General features: G+C 68.9%; 17 protein-coding genes and 1 tRNA gene. 8 read left to right on the top strand and 10 right to left on the bottom strand.

Features of this window, described 5'->3' with window-relative positions; all coding sequences use genetic code 11:
- Positions 1-961 (top strand): DNA-directed RNA polymerase subunit alpha (gene rpoA, locus PHC73_RS04330; protein ID WP_300124872.1); only part of this gene is annotated, 961 nt, incomplete at its 5' end.
- Positions 962-996: 35 nt separating this feature from the next.
- A complete protein-coding gene (gene rplQ / locus PHC73_RS04325) occupies positions 997-1380 on the top strand; it encodes a 50S ribosomal protein L17 (protein WP_300124870.1) in 384 nt (127 codons plus the stop codon).
- Between the two features lie 297 nt (positions 1381-1677).
- Here rplQ and lspA read toward each other — a convergent pair whose 3' ends face one another.
- From lspA to murJ, 5 genes are all read right to left on the bottom strand, one after another.
- Complete coding sequence (gene lspA / locus PHC73_RS04320) at positions 1678-2160, bottom strand: signal peptidase II (RefSeq protein ID WP_300124878.1); 483 nt, start codon at positions 2158-2160, stop codon at positions 1678-1680.
- A complete protein-coding gene (gene ileS / locus PHC73_RS04315; RefSeq protein WP_300124868.1) occupies positions 2157-4961 on the bottom strand; it encodes an isoleucine--tRNA ligase in 2805 nt (934 codons plus the stop codon). Before ileS ends, lspA begins: the two co-directional genes overlap by 4 nt.
- A 5-nt stretch (positions 4962-4966) precedes the next feature.
- Positions 4967-5902 carry a bifunctional riboflavin kinase/FAD synthetase gene (gene ribF, locus PHC73_RS04310; protein WP_300124867.1) on the bottom strand — a complete coding sequence of 312 codons (936 nt, stop codon included), beginning with the start codon at positions 5900-5902 and terminating at the stop codon, positions 4967-4969.
- 38 nt (positions 5903-5940) lie between these two features.
- Positions 5941-6306, bottom strand: a complete 366-nt coding sequence (locus tag PHC73_RS04305) for a DUF2203 domain-containing protein (protein WP_300124866.1) — start codon at positions 6304-6306, stop codon at positions 5941-5943.
- Positions 6307-6429: 123 nt separating this feature from the next.
- The gene (gene murJ, locus PHC73_RS04300; RefSeq protein ID WP_300124875.1) at positions 6430-7953 is read right to left on the bottom strand and encodes a murein biosynthesis integral membrane protein MurJ; all 1524 of its coding nucleotides are present in this window, start codon (positions 7951-7953) and stop codon (positions 6430-6432) included.
- Positions 7954-8051: 98 nt separating this feature from the next.
- On the opposite strand from murJ, the gene rpsT reads away from it, so the two are divergent.
- Positions 8052-8324, top strand: coding sequence for a 30S ribosomal protein S20 (gene rpsT / locus PHC73_RS04295; RefSeq protein WP_300124865.1), 273 nt, complete (start codon positions 8052-8054; stop codon positions 8322-8324).
- A gap of 242 nt (positions 8325-8566) precedes the next feature.
- Here rpsT and proB read toward each other — a convergent pair whose 3' ends face one another.
- From proB to rplU, 4 genes are all read right to left on the bottom strand, one after another.
- Entirely contained in the window at positions 8567-9685 is a 1119-nt protein-coding gene (gene proB, locus PHC73_RS04290) for a glutamate 5-kinase (RefSeq protein WP_300124863.1), read from the bottom strand.
- The gene (gene cgtA, locus PHC73_RS04285) at positions 9682-10701 is read right to left on the bottom strand and encodes an Obg family GTPase CgtA (RefSeq protein ID WP_300124861.1); all 1020 of its coding nucleotides are present in this window, start codon (positions 10699-10701) and stop codon (positions 9682-9684) included. Before cgtA ends, proB begins: the two co-directional genes overlap by 4 nt.
- A 72-nt stretch (positions 10702-10773) precedes the next feature.
- Entirely contained in the window at positions 10774-11034 is a 261-nt protein-coding gene (gene rpmA, locus PHC73_RS04280; RefSeq protein ID WP_300124859.1) for a 50S ribosomal protein L27, read from the bottom strand.
- Between the two features lie 13 nt (positions 11035-11047).
- Positions 11048-11362 (bottom strand): 50S ribosomal protein L21, encoded by a 315-nt coding sequence (gene rplU, locus PHC73_RS04275; protein ID WP_300124857.1) that lies wholly within the window; start codon positions 11360-11362, stop codon positions 11048-11050.
- Between the two features lie 168 nt (positions 11363-11530).
- Between rplU and PHC73_RS04270 the strand changes: the two genes are divergently transcribed.
- The 4 genes from PHC73_RS04270 to PHC73_RS04255 all read left to right on the top strand — a co-directional run bounded on the left by PHC73_RS04270 (position 11531) and on the right by PHC73_RS04255 (position 15015).
- Positions 11531-12508, top strand: a complete 978-nt coding sequence (locus PHC73_RS04270) for a polyprenyl synthetase family protein (RefSeq protein ID WP_300124855.1) — start codon at positions 11531-11533, stop codon at positions 12506-12508.
- 48 nt (positions 12509-12556) lie between these two features.
- Positions 12557-12633 (top strand) — tRNA-Pro (locus PHC73_RS04265).
- Between the two features lie 70 nt (positions 12634-12703).
- Complete coding sequence (locus tag PHC73_RS04260) at positions 12704-13981, top strand: nucleotide sugar dehydrogenase (protein ID WP_300124854.1); 1278 nt, start codon at positions 12704-12706, stop codon at positions 13979-13981.
- 26 nt (positions 13982-14007) lie between these two features.
- On the top strand, positions 14008-15015 hold the full coding sequence (locus PHC73_RS04255) for an NAD-dependent epimerase (RefSeq protein ID WP_366949798.1): 1008 nt from the start codon (positions 14008-14010) through the stop codon (positions 15013-15015).
- 40 nt (positions 15016-15055) lie between these two features.
- On the opposite strand, the gene PHC73_RS04250 is transcribed toward PHC73_RS04255, so the two are convergent.
- Entirely contained in the window at positions 15056-15673 is a 618-nt protein-coding gene (locus PHC73_RS04250; protein WP_300124851.1) for an L-threonylcarbamoyladenylate synthase, read from the bottom strand.
- A 133-nt stretch (positions 15674-15806) separates the two neighbouring features.
- Between PHC73_RS04250 and PHC73_RS04245 the strand changes: the two genes are divergently transcribed.
- On the top strand, positions 15807-16192 hold a 386-nt coding region (locus tag PHC73_RS04245; protein ID WP_300124850.1), incomplete at its 3' end, for a septation protein IspZ.

The raw sequence follows: 16192 nt of genomic DNA, 5'->3' as shown, positions 1-16192 counted from the left end.
GGTCGAGCGTCTGTCGGCCACGCACTCCAAGGTCACCCTGGAGCCGCTCGAGCGCGGTTTCGGGCACACGCTGGGTAACGCGTTGCGGCGGGTGATGCTGTCGTCGCTGCCCGGCGCCGCGATCACCGAGGTGCAGATCGAGGGCGCGGTGCACGAGTTCACGACACTCGAGGGCATGCAGGAGGACGTGATCGAGCTGTTGCTGAACCTCAAAGGCGTCGCGGTGCGTTTGTCCGGGCGTGACCAAGCGGTGGTGCGGCTGTCGAAGCGGGGTCCGGGCGTGGTGACCGCTGGCGACATCGAGGTCGGCCACGACGTAGAGATCATCAACAAGGATCTGTACCTGGCGACGCTGATGGCGTCCGGTAAGCTCGACATGACGCTCACCGTGCGTGTCGGGCGCGGCTATCAGCCGGCGGCGGTGGCGGAAGAGGGCGAAGAGGTGCCGTCCATCGGTACACTGCGACTGGACGCGCTGTTCAGTCCGGTGCGGCAGGTCAGCTACAGCGTGGAGGCGGCGCGCGTCGAGCAGCGCACCGACCTCGACAAGCTGATCATCGACATCGAGTCGAATGGCACCATCGACCCCGAAGAGGCCATCCGTCGGGCGGCGGCGATTTTGTACGAGCAGTTTGCGGTGTTCGTCGACCTACAGGGCGGCGGCCTGGCCGGGCGTGCGCGCGAGGCGGTGGGCGATATCGACCCGATCCTCATCCAGCCGGTCGAGGAACTCGAGCTGACGGTGCGCTCGGCCAATTGCCTGAAGGCCGAGAACATCCATTTCATCGGCGATTTGATTCAGCGTACCGAGGCGGATTTGCTGCGCACGCCGAATCTTGGCAAGAAATCGTTGAACGAGATCAAGGAAATCCTGGCGCGGCACGGCTTGTCGTTGGGTATGCGGCTGGAGAACTGGCCGCCGCCCAACCTGCCGCGTCCGACCGAGATGATTTCCTCCTGACGAGCCTGCGTAGAGCGTGACGAGGTTTTTAAGACATGCGACACAGAAAGATCGGCCGCAAACTCGGCCGCAACAGCAGCCATCGGGCGGCGCTGTTCAAGAACATGACCGCCGCGCTGGTGCAGGAGGAATTGATCCGCACCACGTTGCCGAAAGCCAAGGAGCTGCGGCGGGTGGTGGAGCCGCTGATCACGCGCGCCAAGGTGGATTCGGTGGCCAATCGGCGGCTGGTATTCGCCCGGGTGCGCGACAAGGCCGCCGTGGCGAAGCTGTTCGGTGAGCTCGGCCCGCGCTATGCGGCGCGCCCGGGTGGCTATCTGCGCATCCTGAAGTGTGGTTTCCGGCCGGGTGACGCGGCGCCGATGGCGTACGTCGAGCTGGTGGATCGGCCGGTTCGGGGCGAGGGCGAGCCCGCGTAGATCGGCGGGTCGCCGGGACAGGCGAAAAAGCCGGGTAAATCCCGGCTTTTTTGCGTCCGTGGGGCACGTGGGACGTTCTGTTGGAGTCGCCGTCGGCGGTGCGGGCGGGTGTTCCCGGTCTAACAGGCCGTTGAAAAACGGCCTGCGCCCGCCAGACAGGGATGCCTCGCGCAAATCAAATACGCAGGTATTTGATTTGTCGGAGCCGCGGCCGGACAAATGCCGGGCGCGGCGAGTTGAAAAAGGGCAGGACTGTCCTTTTTCAACAGCCCGCTGAATAGTTGCGAGCGGGCTCTCTCAGCGCGGCACGGCTTTGCGCGGCGCGGCCGGGCGAGTCATGCCCAGCAGTAGCAGGGCGGCGCCGACCGTGATGGCGCTGTCGGCGAGATTGAAGGCCGGCCAGTGCCAGGCGCCGTAGTAGAGATCGAGGAAGTCGATGACCTGCCCCAGCCAGATTCTGTCGATGAGGTTGCCGATGGCGCCGCCCAGCACCAGGGCCAGGCCGTAGCCGTTGCAGCGGTCGGCGGGCGGTGTGCGGCGCAGCAGCAGCACGATGGCGGCGCCGGCCAGGACGGCGAGCCCGGCGAATAGCCAGCGCTGCCAGCCGCCGGCGTCGGCCAGTAAGCTGAACGAGGCGCCGCGATTGAATACCAGCGTGAGGTTGAAGCCCGGCAGCAGCGGAATCTGTTGGTAAGGCTGGAGGCCCCGCAGCACCGCGAATTTGCTGGCCTGATCCAGCACCACCACGAGCGCGGCGAGCCCGAGCCGCCCGCGCATCATGCCCACGCCCGCTGCTCGCCCGGGCCGGCGACGTTTTGCACGCAGCGCCCGCACAGCTCCGGATGGTCGGGATGAGCCCCGACATCGGCGCGGTGGTGCCAGCAGCGCACGCACTTCGGGTGCTCGCTGGCGCGAGTGGCGATCCACAGGCCGGCATCCTGGGCGGCCTCGCTCGGCCGCGCGGCGGCCGGGTGTACGCGGGCGTAAGAGCAGATCAGCACGAAGCGCAACTCGTCGCCGAGCTTGCCGAGCACCGTCTCGTCGCTGGGATCGACATACAGATCGACCTCGGCATCCAGCGACGAGCCGATGGCGCCGGCCACACGCAGGCGCTCGAGCCGACGGTTGACCGCGTCGCGGATGGCGCGCACGCGCTCCCAGTCGGCAGGCGTGAGGTGATCGGCGTCGTCATCCGCCAGCTTCGGCAGCGGATACCACTGAGCCAGCAGCACGCTGTCGGCGCGGGCGCCCGGCATATGGTTCCAGATTTCTTCGGCCGTGAAACTCAGCATGGGCGCGAGCCAGCGCACCAGCAGCTCGAGCACGTGGTACATCGCCGTCTGCGCGGAGCGCCGCGGCAGGCCGTCGGCCTTGCCGGTGTACTGGCGGTCCTTGATCACGTCCAGATAAAACGCGCCAAGATCCACCGCGCAGAAGTGGTGCACCTTGCGGCTGACTTCGTGGAACTGGTAGGCGGCGTAGTCGGCCCGCAGCTCGGCGTCGAGCGCGGCGGCGCGGCGCAGCAGCCAGCGGTCGAGCGCGATCAGTGCGTCCGCCGGCAGCGCGTTCGTGGCCGGGTCGAAGCCGGCCAGATTGGCCAGCAGGAAGCGCGCGGTGTTGCGCAGGCGCCGGTACGCGTCCGCCGTGCGGGCGAGGATCTCGTCGGAGATCGACATCTCGGCGCTGTAGTCGGTGCTCGCCACCCACAGGCGCAGCACGTCGGCGCCGAGCTGGCCGATGACCTTCTGCGGCGCGATCACGTTGCCGGCCGACTTCGACATCTTCTTGCCGGCGCCATCCACCGTGAAGCCGTGCGTCAGCACGCCGCGGTAGGGCGCGCGGCCGTGCAGAGCGACCGACGTCAGCAGCGAGGAATGGAACCAGCCGCGGTGCTGGTCGGAGCCTTCCAGGTACAGATCGGCCGGAAAGCCGAGCTCCGGGCGGCGTTCGAGCACGCTCGAGTGCGTGACGCCGGAGTCGAACCACACATCGAGGATGTCCGGCACCTTCTCGTAATCGGCCGACTCGGCGCCCAGCAGCTCGGCCGGATCGAGCTCGAACCAAGCCTCGATGCCGCGCTGCTCGATGCGCCGGGCGACCGCTTCGATCAGCTCCGCCGTGCGTGGATGCAGCGCCCCCGTGATGCGGTGAACGAACAGCGCGATCGGCACGCCCCATACGCGCTGGCGCGAGATGCACCAGTCGGGGCGGTTCTGGATCATGCCGTGGATGCGTGCCTCGCCCCAGGCCGGCGTCCAGGTGGTGTCGGCGATAGCCGCCAGCGCCTTGCCGCGCAGACCCGCGTGGTCCATCGAGATGAACCACTGCGGCGTGGTGCGCGTGATGGTCGGCGTCTTGTGGCGCCAGCAGTGCGGGTAGCTGTGCTCGAGCGGCCGGTCGGCGAGCAGCGCGTGGCGCTGGCGTAGCAGTTCGATGATGACCTTGTTGGCGGCGAACACCTGCAGGCCTTCGACGTGCGGTGTGCCTGGCAGGAAGCGGCCGTCGCTGCCGACCGGGTTGTAGACCTCGAGGCCGTAGACCTTGCCGACGGCGAAGTCGTCGGCGCCGTGGCCGGGTGCGGTGTGCACGGCGCCGGTGCCGGCCTCGGTGGTGACGTGATCGCCGAGGATGACCGGCACGTCGAGGTCGAGGAAGGGATGACGCAGCCGCACGCCCTCGAGCGCCTTGCCGGTGCAGCGGCCCAGTTCGCGCGCGCCGGCGAGGTCGTAGCGCTGCAAGGCCGAGTTCGCCAGCTCGACCGCCAGGATCAGCCGCTCGGTGCCGGTGTCGTACAGACCATACTCGATGGCGGCGTTGAGGGCGACGGCCTGGTTGGCCGGCAGCGTCCACGGCGTGGTAGTCCAGATCGGCAGGCTCAGAGGCCGACCGTCGTCCTGCACGCCGAAGGCGGCGAGCGCCGGCTGGCGATCCACGACCGCAAAGCGCACGTCGATGGCCGGCGAAGTTTTGTCTTGGTAGTCGACTTCCGCCTCGGCCAGCGCCGAGCGGCAGTCCAGACACCAGTGCACCGGCCGCTCGCCCTTGTAGACGTAGCCGCCGGCGATGATGCGGCCGAGCGCGCGCAGGATGTCGGCCTCGGTCTGCGGCGCCATGGTCAGGTACGGATCGTCCCAGTCGCCGATGACGCCCAAACGTACGAAGTCGGCGCTCTGGCCGGCCACCTGCTTTTGCGCGTACTCGCGGCAGGCAGCGCGGAACTCATTGGCGCTCACCTTGTCGCCCGGCTTGCCGAGTTTTTTTTCCACCACGTGCTCGATCGGCAGGCCGTGGCAATCCCAGCCCGGCACGTAGGGCGCATCGGCGCCATCGAGCGTCCAGACCTTGACGATGATGTCCTTCAGAATCTTGTTGACGGCGTGGCCGATGTGGATATCGCCGTTGGCGTAGGGCGGGCCGTCATGCAGCACGCGCCGCGGCCGGCCGGCGCGCTCGCGGCGCAGGCGCGCATAGATGTCCAGCTGCTGCCAGCGGACGAGCATCTGCGGCTCGCGTTGCGGCAGGTTGCCGCGCATCGGGAAGTCGGTCTGCGGCAGGTTGAGCGTCGCTTTGTAGTCGGCCATCGGGGCTAGTCTCGGGATTGGGCAAACACGGCGCGGGCGGCGCGCACGTCGTCGTCGATCTGCCGGCGCAGCGCGTCCAGGCTGTCGAAGCGCCGTTCATCGCGCAGGCGCCGCACGAACTCCACCTGCACCTGGCGGCCGTAAACCTGCCCGCTGAAATCGAGCACGTGCACTTCCAGCAGCGGGTAGGTGCCGTTCACGGTCGGCCGCCAGCCGAGGTTGGCGACCGCCGGCAGCGGGCTCGGGCCGAGCCCCGCCACGCGCACTGCGAACACGCCGCGCAGGCACACCGCCCGACGGTGCAGTGGCAGGTTCAGCGTGGGAAAACCAATCGTTCGCCCGCGGGCATCGCCGTGGCTGACGCGCCCGAGCAGCGTGTAAGGCCGCCCCAGCAGGCGCGCCGCGCCGTCGAGATCGCCGCCCGCCAGGCGCTGGCGCACGGCGGTGCTGCTGACGCGCTCACCGTCCAGCAACAGCGGCGGCACCACATCCACGCCAAAGCCGGCGTCGGCGCCGGCCGACGCCAGATAGTCGAGATCACCCAGGCGCCGATGGCCGAAACGAAAGTCGGGCCCGACCACCACCTGCCGCACACCTAGTCCGTGCACCAGCAAGCGCTGGACGAAGTCCTCGCGCGGCATGTCGGCCAGGCGCCGATCGAAGCGCAGGCACAGCACCCCATCCACGCCGAGCGCCGCCAGCGCCACCAGCTTCTCGCGCAGGCGCATCAGGCGCGGTTCGGCGGCCTGCGGGCGGAAAAACTCCACCGGCTGCGGCTCGAACAGCACCACCCGCGCAGGCACCCCGAGTGCCGCGGCGTGCTGGCGAAGGCGCGCCACGATGGCCTGATGGCCAAGATGAACACCATCGAAGTTGCCGATGCTCGCCACGCAGCCGCGGTGGCGGGGGCGCAAATTGTGCAGGCCGCGGATCAGTTCCACGCCAAGGTCCACAGTGCGAAGGTTGCAGGTGGCGCGGCTCAGTAGCGCGCCCAGTCGGGATCGAGCGTTTCCAGCACCTCGGCCAGCGGTCGCCGCCCGGCGAAGCCCTCGTCGTAGCCGTGGTAGTGGCCGAGCTTCAGCTCCGGATATTTCCAGCACAAATAGCCGTCGCCGGTGTCGAAATCGACCAGCCATAGCCCCTTCACCACCAGGCCCAGGCGGCGCATTTTGTTGACCCAGGCGCTGACGATGGTCTGGTAGTGTTCCTCGGCCGCGGCGAGCTGCGGCGTGCCGCGTGGCAGCACCTTCAGCTGTCGCTGCACCGGCGCCAGCGCCTCGGCGGCGCGGTGGGTGATGTCCCGCACCAGCACGAACAGCGCCTGTGCCTCGGCCAGGCTGAACACGCGCGGCTCCTCGGGCGATCCGATGCGAAGAAAATCTTTGTCCACGCGGCGTGTCGTCGTGCGCTCGGAGGGTCAGTGGGCAAGGTGCGCGGCAGCGGCATGGCGCAGCGTCTGGGCGGGCCATCACGGGTGGCGAAGCGCCGCCAGCGGCAGGCGCAGCAGCAACAGCGCGGCGCCATAGCTCGCGGCGCCGGCCACCACCCACAGCGCCAGATGCAGCAGACGACCGCTGGCGCCAAGCGCCAGCCAGGCATCGAGCGATCCCGTGCCCAGCCACAGCAGCAGGCTCATGACCGCAGTGGCCGCCGTCACGCGCAGCAGGAACGCCATCCAGCCGGGCTGCGGCCGATAGGCGCCGCAGCGCATCAGACCGCGCAGCAATAATAGCGCGTTGAGGTAGGCCGCCAAGCTGGTGGAGGCCGCCAGGCCCGCGTGCTCGAGCGGCCAGACCAAAATCAGCGTGATGCCCATGTTGGCCAGCATGGCCAGCACGCCGATACGCACCGGGCTGCGCGTGTCCTGGCGCGCGTAGTAGCCGGGTGCCAGCACCTTGATGGCCATGAACGCCAGCAGACCCGGCGCAAACGCCCACAGCGCCTGGCGTGCCATGAGCACCGAACGGGCGTCGAAGGCGCCATAACTGAACAGCGTGCCGAGCAATGGTCCGGCCAGCACGCCGAGTGCCGCGGCGGCCGGCGCACCCACCAGCAGCACCCAGCGCAGGCCCCAGTCGAGCGTGCGTGAGAAGGCGGCGCCGTCGCCGCCGGCATGCTGGCTCGACAGGCGCGGCAGGATCACGGTGGCGAACGCGATGGCCAGCACGCCGAGCGGGAACTCCATCAGGCGGTCGGCGTAATACAGCCACGACACGCTGCCGGTAGCCAGAAACGACGCCACCACGGTGTCGAACATGAGATTGACCTGCGCCACCGACGAGCCGAACACGCCGGGCCCCATCAATTTCAGGATGCGCCGCACGCCCGGGTGCGAAAAGCCCAGCCGCGGGCGCACCAGATTGCCGGTGGCGGCCAGCGTCGGCAGTTGCCATAGCAGCTGCGCGAGGCCGCCGATGACCACCCCTATGGCCAGCGCCAGCACCGGCACCTGCAGGTGCGGCGCCAGCCATACGGCGGTGGCGATCATCGCCAGATTCAGGAACAGCGGTGTCAGCGCCGGCGCGAAGTAACGGCCAAAGGTGTTGAGCACGCCGCCGACCGCCGCCGCCAGCGACACCAGCGGCAAATACCAGAACGTTATTCGCAGCAGCGAGGTGGTGAGCTCGGCGCGCTGCGCATCGTTGCCGAAGCCGGGCGCCAGCAGCCACACCAGCAGCGGCGCCGCGGCGACCGCCAGCGCCGTCACCAGCAGCAGCACGGCGCCGAGCGTGCCCAGCGTATGGCTGACCAGGTCGCGCACGTCGGCCGGCTGGCGCCGTGCGCGGTACTCGGACAGCACCGGTACGAAGGCCTGCGAGAATGCGCCCTCGGCGAACAGCCGGCGCAGGAAGTTCGGTATACGGAACGCCACGAAAAACGCATCGGCGGCCGCACCGGCGCCGAAGCTGGTGGCAATCACCGTGTCGCGCAGGTAGCCCAGTACGCGCGAAGTCATGGTAGCCACGCCCACCGAGGCGGCGGAGCGCAGCATACTCAAGTGCGCCACCTCGGCGTTCTTGGCTTGACAAGACGAGCGCCGATGCGCATAGTTCCCGGCCTTTTTCTGGTTTTCGACGCAGGGATTTCGCCGTGGCCAACAGCCCGCAAGCCATCAAGCGCGCCCGTCAGAACGACGATCGCCGCGCCCACAACGCCAGCCGCCGCTCCATGCTGCGTACCGCCGTCAAGCGCGTGCTGGCCGCTATCCGTGCCGGCGATGCCGACACCGCCAGCGCGAGTTACCGCGCCGCCGTGCCGCTGCTGGACCGCATGGCCGCTCGTGGCCTGATTCACAAAAACAAGGCCGCGCGGCACAAAAGCCGCCTGAACAAGCGCATCCACGCCCTGCGTCAGGCGGCCTGAGACGGTGCGCGCCAGCACGGCGCGCGCGTCGCTAAGGACGTGCTGAAAAAATCCATCCTTGGAGTTTTTCAGCTCCCTGCAGCAACGGTCACGCCTGCGCTGCGCTCCATGCATCAACGCCTTACGGCATCGATGCATGCCGGGGTATCCGGCCCCGGAGGGAAACGCTGAATAAATCAACGGTTCCCTAACGCACAGAAAAAGCCCGTTCCGGGCTTTTTCTGTTTGGCTGGCGTGCCGCCTCACAGCAGCACCAGGTTGTCGCGGTGGATCAGCTCCGCCTCGTCGACGTAGCCGAGCACCTCGGCAAAGCGGCTGCTGGGCAGACCCATGATGCGCCGCGTCTCCTCGGCGCTGTAGTTGCACAGCCCGCGCGCGATCTCGCGCCCGTCGGCGGTGACGCAGGCGACCGGATCGCCGCGCCGGAAATCGCCGTCGACCGCAGTCACGCCCACCGCCAGCAGGCTGCGCCCGGCCTGGCGCAGCACCTGCTCGGCGCCGGCATCGATGTGCAGTCGGCCGCGCACGTGCAGATTGCCGGCCAGCCACAGCTTGCGCGCTTGCAGCGGTTCCTGCTCGGGCAGCAGCAGGGTGCCGATGTCGGCGCCGGCGGCGAGTTTTTCCAACACCCGATCGATGTTGCCGCCGACGATCCAAGTGGCGGCGCCAGAGCGCGCCGCCAGGCGCGCCGCCCGCAGCTTGGTCTGCATGCCGCCGCGGCCGAGCCGGCCGCCGCCGCCGGCCATGGCGTCGAGCGCCGGATCGGCGGCGCGCGCCGTCGCCAGGCGCTGCGCGCCGGCATCGATGGCCGGATCGGCCGTGTACATGGCGTCGCGGTCGGTCAGCAGCACCAACAGCTTGGCCTCGATCAGGTTCGCCACCAGGCCGCCGAGGGTGTCGTTGTCGCCGAAGCGCAGCTCGTCGAAGGCCACGGTGTCGTTTTCGTTGATGATCGGCACCACGCCCAGGTCGAGCAGCGTGCGCAGGGTGCTGCGCGCGTTCAGGTAGCGGCGGCGGTCGGCCAGATCGTCGTGCGTCAACAGCACCTGCGCGGTGTGCACGCCGTGCGCCTGAAAACAGCTCTCCCAGGCCTGCACCAGGCCCATCTGGCCGACCGCGGCGGCGGCCTGCAGGTCGTGGATGGCGTCCGGCCGCCGCTGCCAACCGAGCCGACGCATGCCCTCGGCCACCGCCCCGGATGACACCACCACCACTTGCCGGCCCTGTGCGCGCAGGTGCACCAGCTGGGCCACCCACGACGCCATGGCTGGCACGTCGAGGGCGGTGCCGCCGGCGGTCAGCAGTGCGCTGCCGATCTTGACCACCCAGCGCCCACTGCCGGCGAACGAGGCGCGGCTCATGCGGGCGACGTCTGATCCAGGTGGCGCATGACCGCCTCGCACAGCGCCCGACAGCCCTGTCCGGTGGCGGCCGAGATGACGAACAGCGGTCCCGTCCAGTCGAGCTCGCGGGCGATTTGCGCTGCCCGCGCGGCGGCTTCGTCGGGCGGCAACAGGTCAGCCTTGTTCAGCACCAGCCAGCGCGGCAGGGCGGCCAGCGCGGGATCGAAGGCCTCGAGTTCGGCGACGATCTTGCGCGCCTCGTCGGCCGGCTTGCTGGCCGGGTCGGCCGGCGCCAAATCGAGCACGTGCAGCAGCAGGCGCGTGCGCGACAAATGGCGCAGGAACTGCGTGCCGAGGCCGGCGCCGGCAGCCGAGCCCTCGATCAGGCCCGGGACGTCCGCCATCACGAAGCGGCGCAGACGGTCGACCTCGACCACGCCGAGCTCCGGATTGAGCGTGGTGAACGGGTAGTCGGCGACCTTGGGGCGCGCCTCGGAAACGGCCGTCAGCAGGGTCGACTTGCCGGCGTTGGGCGCGCCCAGCAGGCCGACGTCGGCCAGCAGGCGCAGCTCGAGCGCGAGGCGCCGCTGTTCGCCCGGCTTGCCGGGGCTGGTCTGCCGCGGCGCGCGGTTGATACTGCTCTTGTAGCGGGTGTTGCCGAGGCCGTGAAAGCCGCCGGCGGCCACCTTCAGGCGCTCGCCGTGGCGCGTGAGATCACCGATCAACTCGCCTGTGTCGGCGTCGCGCACCACCGTGCCGACCGGTACCCTGATTTCGCAGTCGGCACCGGCGCGACCGGTGCGGTTGCTGCCGGCGCCGGGCTGGCCGCTCTCGGCGCGAAATTCGCGCTGGTAGCGGAAGTCGCTGAGCGTGTTCAGACCCTCGTCGGCGACCAGATAAACACTGCCGCCGTCGCCGCCGTCGCCGCCATCCGGGCCGCCGAACGGGATGTATTTTTCGCGCCGGAACGCCATGCAGCCGTTGCCGCCTTTGCCGCCGGCAACGGTGATGGTGGCTTCATCGACGAATCGCATGGTGATCTGACGCTATAAACGCAAAGCCCCGCCGGAGCGGGGCTTCAGGCGCCGGCCGGGTGGTGGGCCTGCTCAGGCGATCGGCTCGACGCTGACGATACGCCGGTTCTTGGGGCCGCCGACGCGAAAGCGCACATGGCCCTCGACGGTCGCGAACAGGGTGTGGTCGCGTCCCAGGCCGACATTTTCGCCGGGGTGGAACTCGGTGCCGCGCTGGCGCACGATGATGTTGCCGGCCAGCACGTGCTCGCCGCCGAAACGCTTCACGCCCAAGCGCTTGGAGATGGAATCGCGGCCGTTGCGGGAACTGCCGGCGGCTTTTTTGTGTGCCATGGGTGGGTTCTCCTTAAGGCGCGCCGATGCCGGTGATGGCGATCTCGGCGTAATGCTGGCGGTGGCCCATCTGCTTTTGATGGTGCTTGCGCCGGCGGAACTTGACGATGCGGATCTTCGGGTGACGACCCAGCGCCCGCAGCTCGGCGGTGACCGTGGCGCCTTCGACGTAAGGCCGGCCGATCTTCACCTCGGCGCCGGCGCCGACCATCAGCACGCGATCGAAGGTGAGCGTGTCACCGACGGCGCCGTCCAGCTTTTCAACTTTCAGGACCTGGCCCTGCGCTACCCGGTACTGCTTGCCGCCGGTTTCGATTACCGCAAACATGGATTTCCCCGTACAGACACGTGCCGTCCGGGCGATCTTGCCCGGCGGGTACATGGATCGAAAAGGGTGCGAAGTCTAGTCCAGCCTGCCGGCAGGGGTCAAACGGCTTGACACCCCCAGCGGTGAAACCTAGCATCCGGCGGTTCCATTCCTTGCCAAACCAAGTGCATGACTGCCAATCCCCTGGCCGAGCTGCTGGCGCCGGCCGCCGCCGACATGGCGGCCGTGAATGCGCTGATCGAGCAGCGTCTGCACTCCACCGTGGCCACCATCGATCAGCTGTCCGGTTACATCATCCACAGCGGCGGCAAGCGGTTGAGGCCGGTGATGGCAGTGCTGGCGGCGCGCGCCTGCGGCTATACGGGCGAGCAGCACTGCCTGCTGGCGGCGGTGGTCGAATTCATTCACACCGCCACGCTGCTGCACGACGACGTGGTGGACGAATCGGACCTGCGGCGCGGCCGGCAGACCGCCAACAGCCGCTACGGCAACGGTCTGAGCGTGTTGGTGGGTGATTTTCTGTACTCGCGCTCGTTCCAGATGATGGTGGAACTCGGCTCGCCGGCGATCATGGACGTGTTGGCATCGGCCACCAACCGGATTTCCGAGGGCGAGGTGCTGCAATATCTGAACCGGCGCAACGTCGACGCCACGCCCGAACAGTGCCTGGCCATCGCCCGCAGCAAGACCGCCACGCTGTTCGAGGCGGCGGCGCGGTGCGGTGCCTTGCTGGCCGGCGGAGACGCCGCCACGCAGCAGGCGCTGGGTGAGTATGGCGTGCACTTCGGGCTCGCCTACCAGCTGGTCGACGATCTGCTCGATTACCGGGGCGATGCCGCGCGTATCGGTAAGAACCTGGGCGACGATCTGGCCGAGGGCAGCCCGACCCTGCCGCTCGCCTATGCCCTGCAGCAGGCGGACGCGGCGCAGGCGGCCACGCTGCGCGAGGCGCTGGGCGGCGCCAGCGAGCCCGATTTTGCGGCGGTGCTGGCGGTGATTGAATCGACGGGAGCCATCGCGTACACTGCCGGGCTCGCGCAGACTTACGCCGAGCGCGCCGAAGCGGCGCTCGCCGGTCTGCCGCAGTCGCCGGCGCGAGCCGCCCTCGAGGGGCTGGCGCGGTTTGCGGTTTCCCGAGATTTCTGAAAGCCGCGGTCGCTATCGCTATGACGACCGCGCAACGAGTTTCGCAATCGGGGTGTAGCTCAGCTTGGTAGAGCACCGTCTTCGGGAGGCGGGGGCCGGAGGTTCGAATCCTCTCACCCCGACCAGTTGCGAACTGTCATCACGCCGCCGTCGGGCGGCCGCGCTGCGACCGGCGCGCACGGGCGGCCTGGGCACGTGAGCCGACCGCCCGGTTTGGATCGGGCGCGGGTGGCCGTGCTGGGTCTGGGCTACGTCGGCTTGCCGCTGGCGGTGGCCTTGGCGGCGCGCCTGCCGACGCTCGGTTTCGATATCGACCGCCGGCGCATCGAAGCGCTGCGGGCCGGTCACGACAGCACCGGTGAGGTCGACGCCACCGCACTGCGGGCCGTTGCCCTAGGTCTCAGCCACGATTCGGCGGACCTGCGCTCCTGCAACACCTTCATCGTCACCGTGCCGACCCCGGTCGACGCCCACAAGCGGCCGGATTTCGGGCCGCTGCTGGCCGCCACGCGCACCGTGGGGAGGGTGCTTCAGCCGGGCGCAGTGGTGATCTACGAATCGACCGTCTATCCCGGTGCCACCGAAGAAATCTGCGCGCCGGTGCTGGAAGCCGAATCGGGCCTGACGCTGAACCGCGATTTTTTCCTCGGCTACAGCCCCGAGCGGATCAATCCCGGTGACCGCGAACATCGCCTCGAGACGGTGACCAAGATCACCGCGGGTTCGACGCCGGCGGCGGCCGACTACGTCGACGCGCTGTACGCCACCATCACCAAGACTCACCGCGCCAGCAGCATCCGCGTCGCCGAGGCGGCCAAGGTCATCGAAAACACCCAGCGCGACCTCAACATCGCGCTGGTGAACGAGCTGGCGCTGATCTTCAACCGTCTGGGCATCGACACTCGCGAGGTGCTCGAGGCGGCCGGCACCAAATGGAACTTCCTGCCATTTCGGCCGGGTCTGGTCGGCGGTCACTGCATCGGCGTCGATCCGTATTACCTCACGCACAAGGCGCAGGAAATCGGCTACCACCCGGAGGTGATCCTCGCCGGGCGGCGCATCAACGACGGCATGGGCCGCTACGTGGCCGAGCGCGTGCTGCGCCTGCTGGTGCGCCGGCGCCTGCCGGTGGCCGGCGCGCGGGCGTTGGTGCTCGGCATCACCTTCAAGGAAAACTGCCCGGACGTGCGCAACACGCGCGTGGTGGACGTGGTGCGCGAACTCGAGGACCTGGGCATGACGGTGGACGTGCACGATCCCTGGGCCGATGCGGCGGTGTGTCGGCACGAGTACGGCATCGAGCTGTGCGCCGCGCCCGAAGCGGGCGCCTACAGCGCCATCGTGCTGGCGGTGGCGCACCGCCAGTTCGCGACGCTGGCGGGGGCGACGCTCGAGGCGCTCAAGGCGCCGCAGGCGGTGGTGTACGACGTCAAAGGCGTGCTGCCACGCGATCAGGTGGACGAGCGGCTGTGAACGACCACGACTGGACCCTGCCGCCGATGCGCGTCTTGGTGACCGGCACCGCCGGTTTCATCGGCGCTGCGGTGGCCGAGCGCCTGCTGGCCCAGGGCCACCAGGTGATCGGCCTCGACGAGGTCAACGACTACTACGACGTGAACCTCAAGCTGGCGCGCCTGGCCCGCCTGACCCCGCACGCGAACTTCACCGAGGCACGCATCAGCCTGCAGGACCGCCCGGCTGTGGAGCGGCTGTTCGCCGATGCGCGTCCGCAGCGGGTGATCCACCTGGCCGCCCAGGCCGGGGTGCGTTATTCGCTAACGCACCCGCACGCCTACGTCGACTCGAACCTGGTCGGCTTCATGAACATCCTGGAAGGCTGTCGGCACGCGGCGGTCGAACACCTGGTGTATGCCTCCAGCAGCTCGGTGTACGGCGCCAACACGCGGCTGCCGTTTTCCGAGCACGATCTGGCCGACCATCCGCTGAGTCTGTACGCGGCCACCAAACGCTCGAACGAGCTGATGGCGCACTGCTACGCGCATCTGTACCAGTTGCCGGTGAGCGGGCTGCGGTTCTTCACCGTCTACGGGCCGTGGGGCCGGCCGGACATGGCGCTGTTCCTGTTCACGCGCGCCATCCTGGCCGGCGAGCCGATCGACGTGTTCAACGCAGGTCACCACCGGCGTGACTTCACGTACATCGACGATATCGTCGAGGGCGTGCTGCGCGTCACCGCGCGCGTGGCGGCGCCCAATCCGACCTGGGACGGCGAGCGGCCCGATCCGGCCACCAGCACGGCGCCGTTTCGCGTCTACAACATCGGCAACAACCGCCCGGTGGAACTGCTGCGCTACATCGAGGTGCTCGAGGACTGCCTTGGGCGCAAGGCCGTCAAGCGCCTGCTGCCGATGCAGGCCGGGGACGTGCCGGAAACCGCTGCCGACATCGCCGATCTCGTCCATGACGTCGGCTACCGGCCAGCCACGCCGGTCGAGGTGGGCGTGCGCCGCTTCGTGGACTGGTATCGCAAGTTCTACGGGGTGTGAGCGCGCTTTGGTGGGCGTTGGAAGGCACGCTGCCAACCGGTCAGGCGCCAAGGCGCGCCGGATCGCCCTTGCCCAGCCGCAGCACGTGCGGCACGCCATTGTCGAACGTCACCACGGTGCTGACCTGGTGGTCGCCGGGACCGGCGTCGAGCAGCAGGTCGATGCGTTTGGCCAGACGTTCGGCGATGTCATCCGGGTCCACCAGCGGAAAATCCTCGCCCGGCAATTGCAGCGTGCTGGACAGCAGCGGCGTGTCGCGCAGCGCCAGCAAACCGAGCGGTACGGCGTGGTCGCTGATACGGATGCCGACGCTGCGACGGCGGTCCTGCAGGCGTTTTGGTACCTCGCGCGTGGCCGGCAGCACGAAGGTGTACGGTCCCGGCGTGCAGGCGCGCAGCAGGCGGTGTTCGGCGGTGCCGAGCGTGGCGTAGGTCGACACTTGCGACAGGTCGCGGCACAGCAGCGTGAAGGGGTGATCCTCGTCCAGGCCGCGCAGGGCGCGGATGCGCTCCACCGCCGCCTTGTCGGTCGGTTCGCACAGCAGCACGTAGCTGCAGTCGGTCGGGCAGGCCAGCAGCGCGCCACGGGTGAGCGCCTCGGCGGCCTTGGCGAGCAGGCGCGGCTGCGGGTTTTGCGGGTGCAGGTGAAGGCGCTGCATGGGCGGCGAATGTTGGCGGCGGCGGTTGGCATGGTAGCGTTATCGGGCCGGTCGCGTCGCCTGCGAGGTGGCCGATATGCGCTCGCCGTGCTGCCGTAGGCAGCGTTCCGACACTCAGTCGAGGTAGGTCGACGTGAAGCTGTTGTTCGATTTCCTGCCCATCGCGGTGTTCTTCGTCACCTATAAAGTGGCGGGCATCTACTGGGCCACCGGCGCCGCGGTGGCGGTGGCGGCGCTGCAGATCGTGGTGCTGCGCCTTGGCCGGCGGCCGGTGGACAGGACGCAGTGGTTCAATCTGGCCCTGCTTGCGGGCCTCGGCGGGCTGACCATCGCGCTGCGCGACGAACGCTTCATCATGTGGAAGCCCAGCCTGATCAACTGGGGGTTTGCGCTTGCCTTTGCCGCCAGTCTGGCAGGGCGCAGGCCGCTGACCGAGCGCCTGCTCGGCGCGCAGCTGATGCTGCCGCGGTCAGTCTGGCGGCGCCTGACGGGCGGCTGGGTAGCGTTTTTCCTGCTCAG

Origin of the sequence: Immundisolibacter sp. (assembly GCF_028696615.1) — a bacterium.
In the GTDB taxonomy this organism is placed as follows: Bacteria; Pseudomonadota; Gammaproteobacteria; order Immundisolibacterales; family Immundisolibacteraceae; genus Immundisolibacter.
Note: the sequence above shows the minus strand (reverse complement) of the source record. Positions and strands in the feature narration are given on the sequence as shown.

What these genes read in the sequence shown, in the direction of transcription:
- rplQ (WP_300124870.1), top strand. Translation starts at nt 997, where the DNA reads ATGCGACACAGAAAGATCGGCCGCAAACTCGGCCGCAACAGCAGCCAT.
- lspA (WP_300124878.1), bottom strand. Translation starts at nt 2,160, where the DNA reads ATGATGCGCGGGCGGCTCGGGCTCGCCGCGCTCGTGGTGGTGCTGGAT.
- ileS (WP_300124868.1), bottom strand. Translation starts at nt 4,961, where the DNA reads ATGGCCGACTACAAAGCGACGCTCAACCTGCCGCAGACCGACTTCCCG.
- murJ (WP_300124875.1), bottom strand. Translation starts at nt 7,953, where the DNA reads ATGCTGCGCTCCGCCGCCTCGGTGGGCGTGGCTACCATGACTTCGCGC.
- proB (WP_300124863.1), bottom strand. Translation starts at nt 9,685, where the DNA reads ATGAGCCGCGCCTCGTTCGCCGGCAGTGGGCGCTGGGTGGTCAAGATC.
- cgtA (WP_300124861.1), bottom strand. Translation starts at nt 10,701, where the DNA reads ATGCGATTCGTCGATGAAGCCACCATCACCGTTGCCGGCGGCAAAGGC.
- rpmA (WP_300124859.1), bottom strand. Translation starts at nt 11,034, where the DNA reads ATGGCACACAAAAAAGCCGCCGGCAGTTCCCGCAACGGCCGCGATTCC.
- rplU (WP_300124857.1), bottom strand. Translation starts at nt 11,362, where the DNA reads ATGTTTGCGGTAATCGAAACCGGCGGCAAGCAGTACCGGGTAGCGCAG.
- PHC73_RS04270 (WP_300124855.1), top strand. Translation starts at nt 11,531, where the DNA reads ATGACTGCCAATCCCCTGGCCGAGCTGCTGGCGCCGGCCGCCGCCGAC.
- PHC73_RS04255 (WP_366949798.1), top strand. Translation starts at nt 14,008, where the DNA reads ATGCGCGTCTTGGTGACCGGCACCGCCGGTTTCATCGGCGCTGCGGTG.
- PHC73_RS04250 (WP_300124851.1), bottom strand. Translation starts at nt 15,673, where the DNA reads ATGCAGCGCCTTCACCTGCACCCGCAAAACCCGCAGCCGCGCCTGCTC.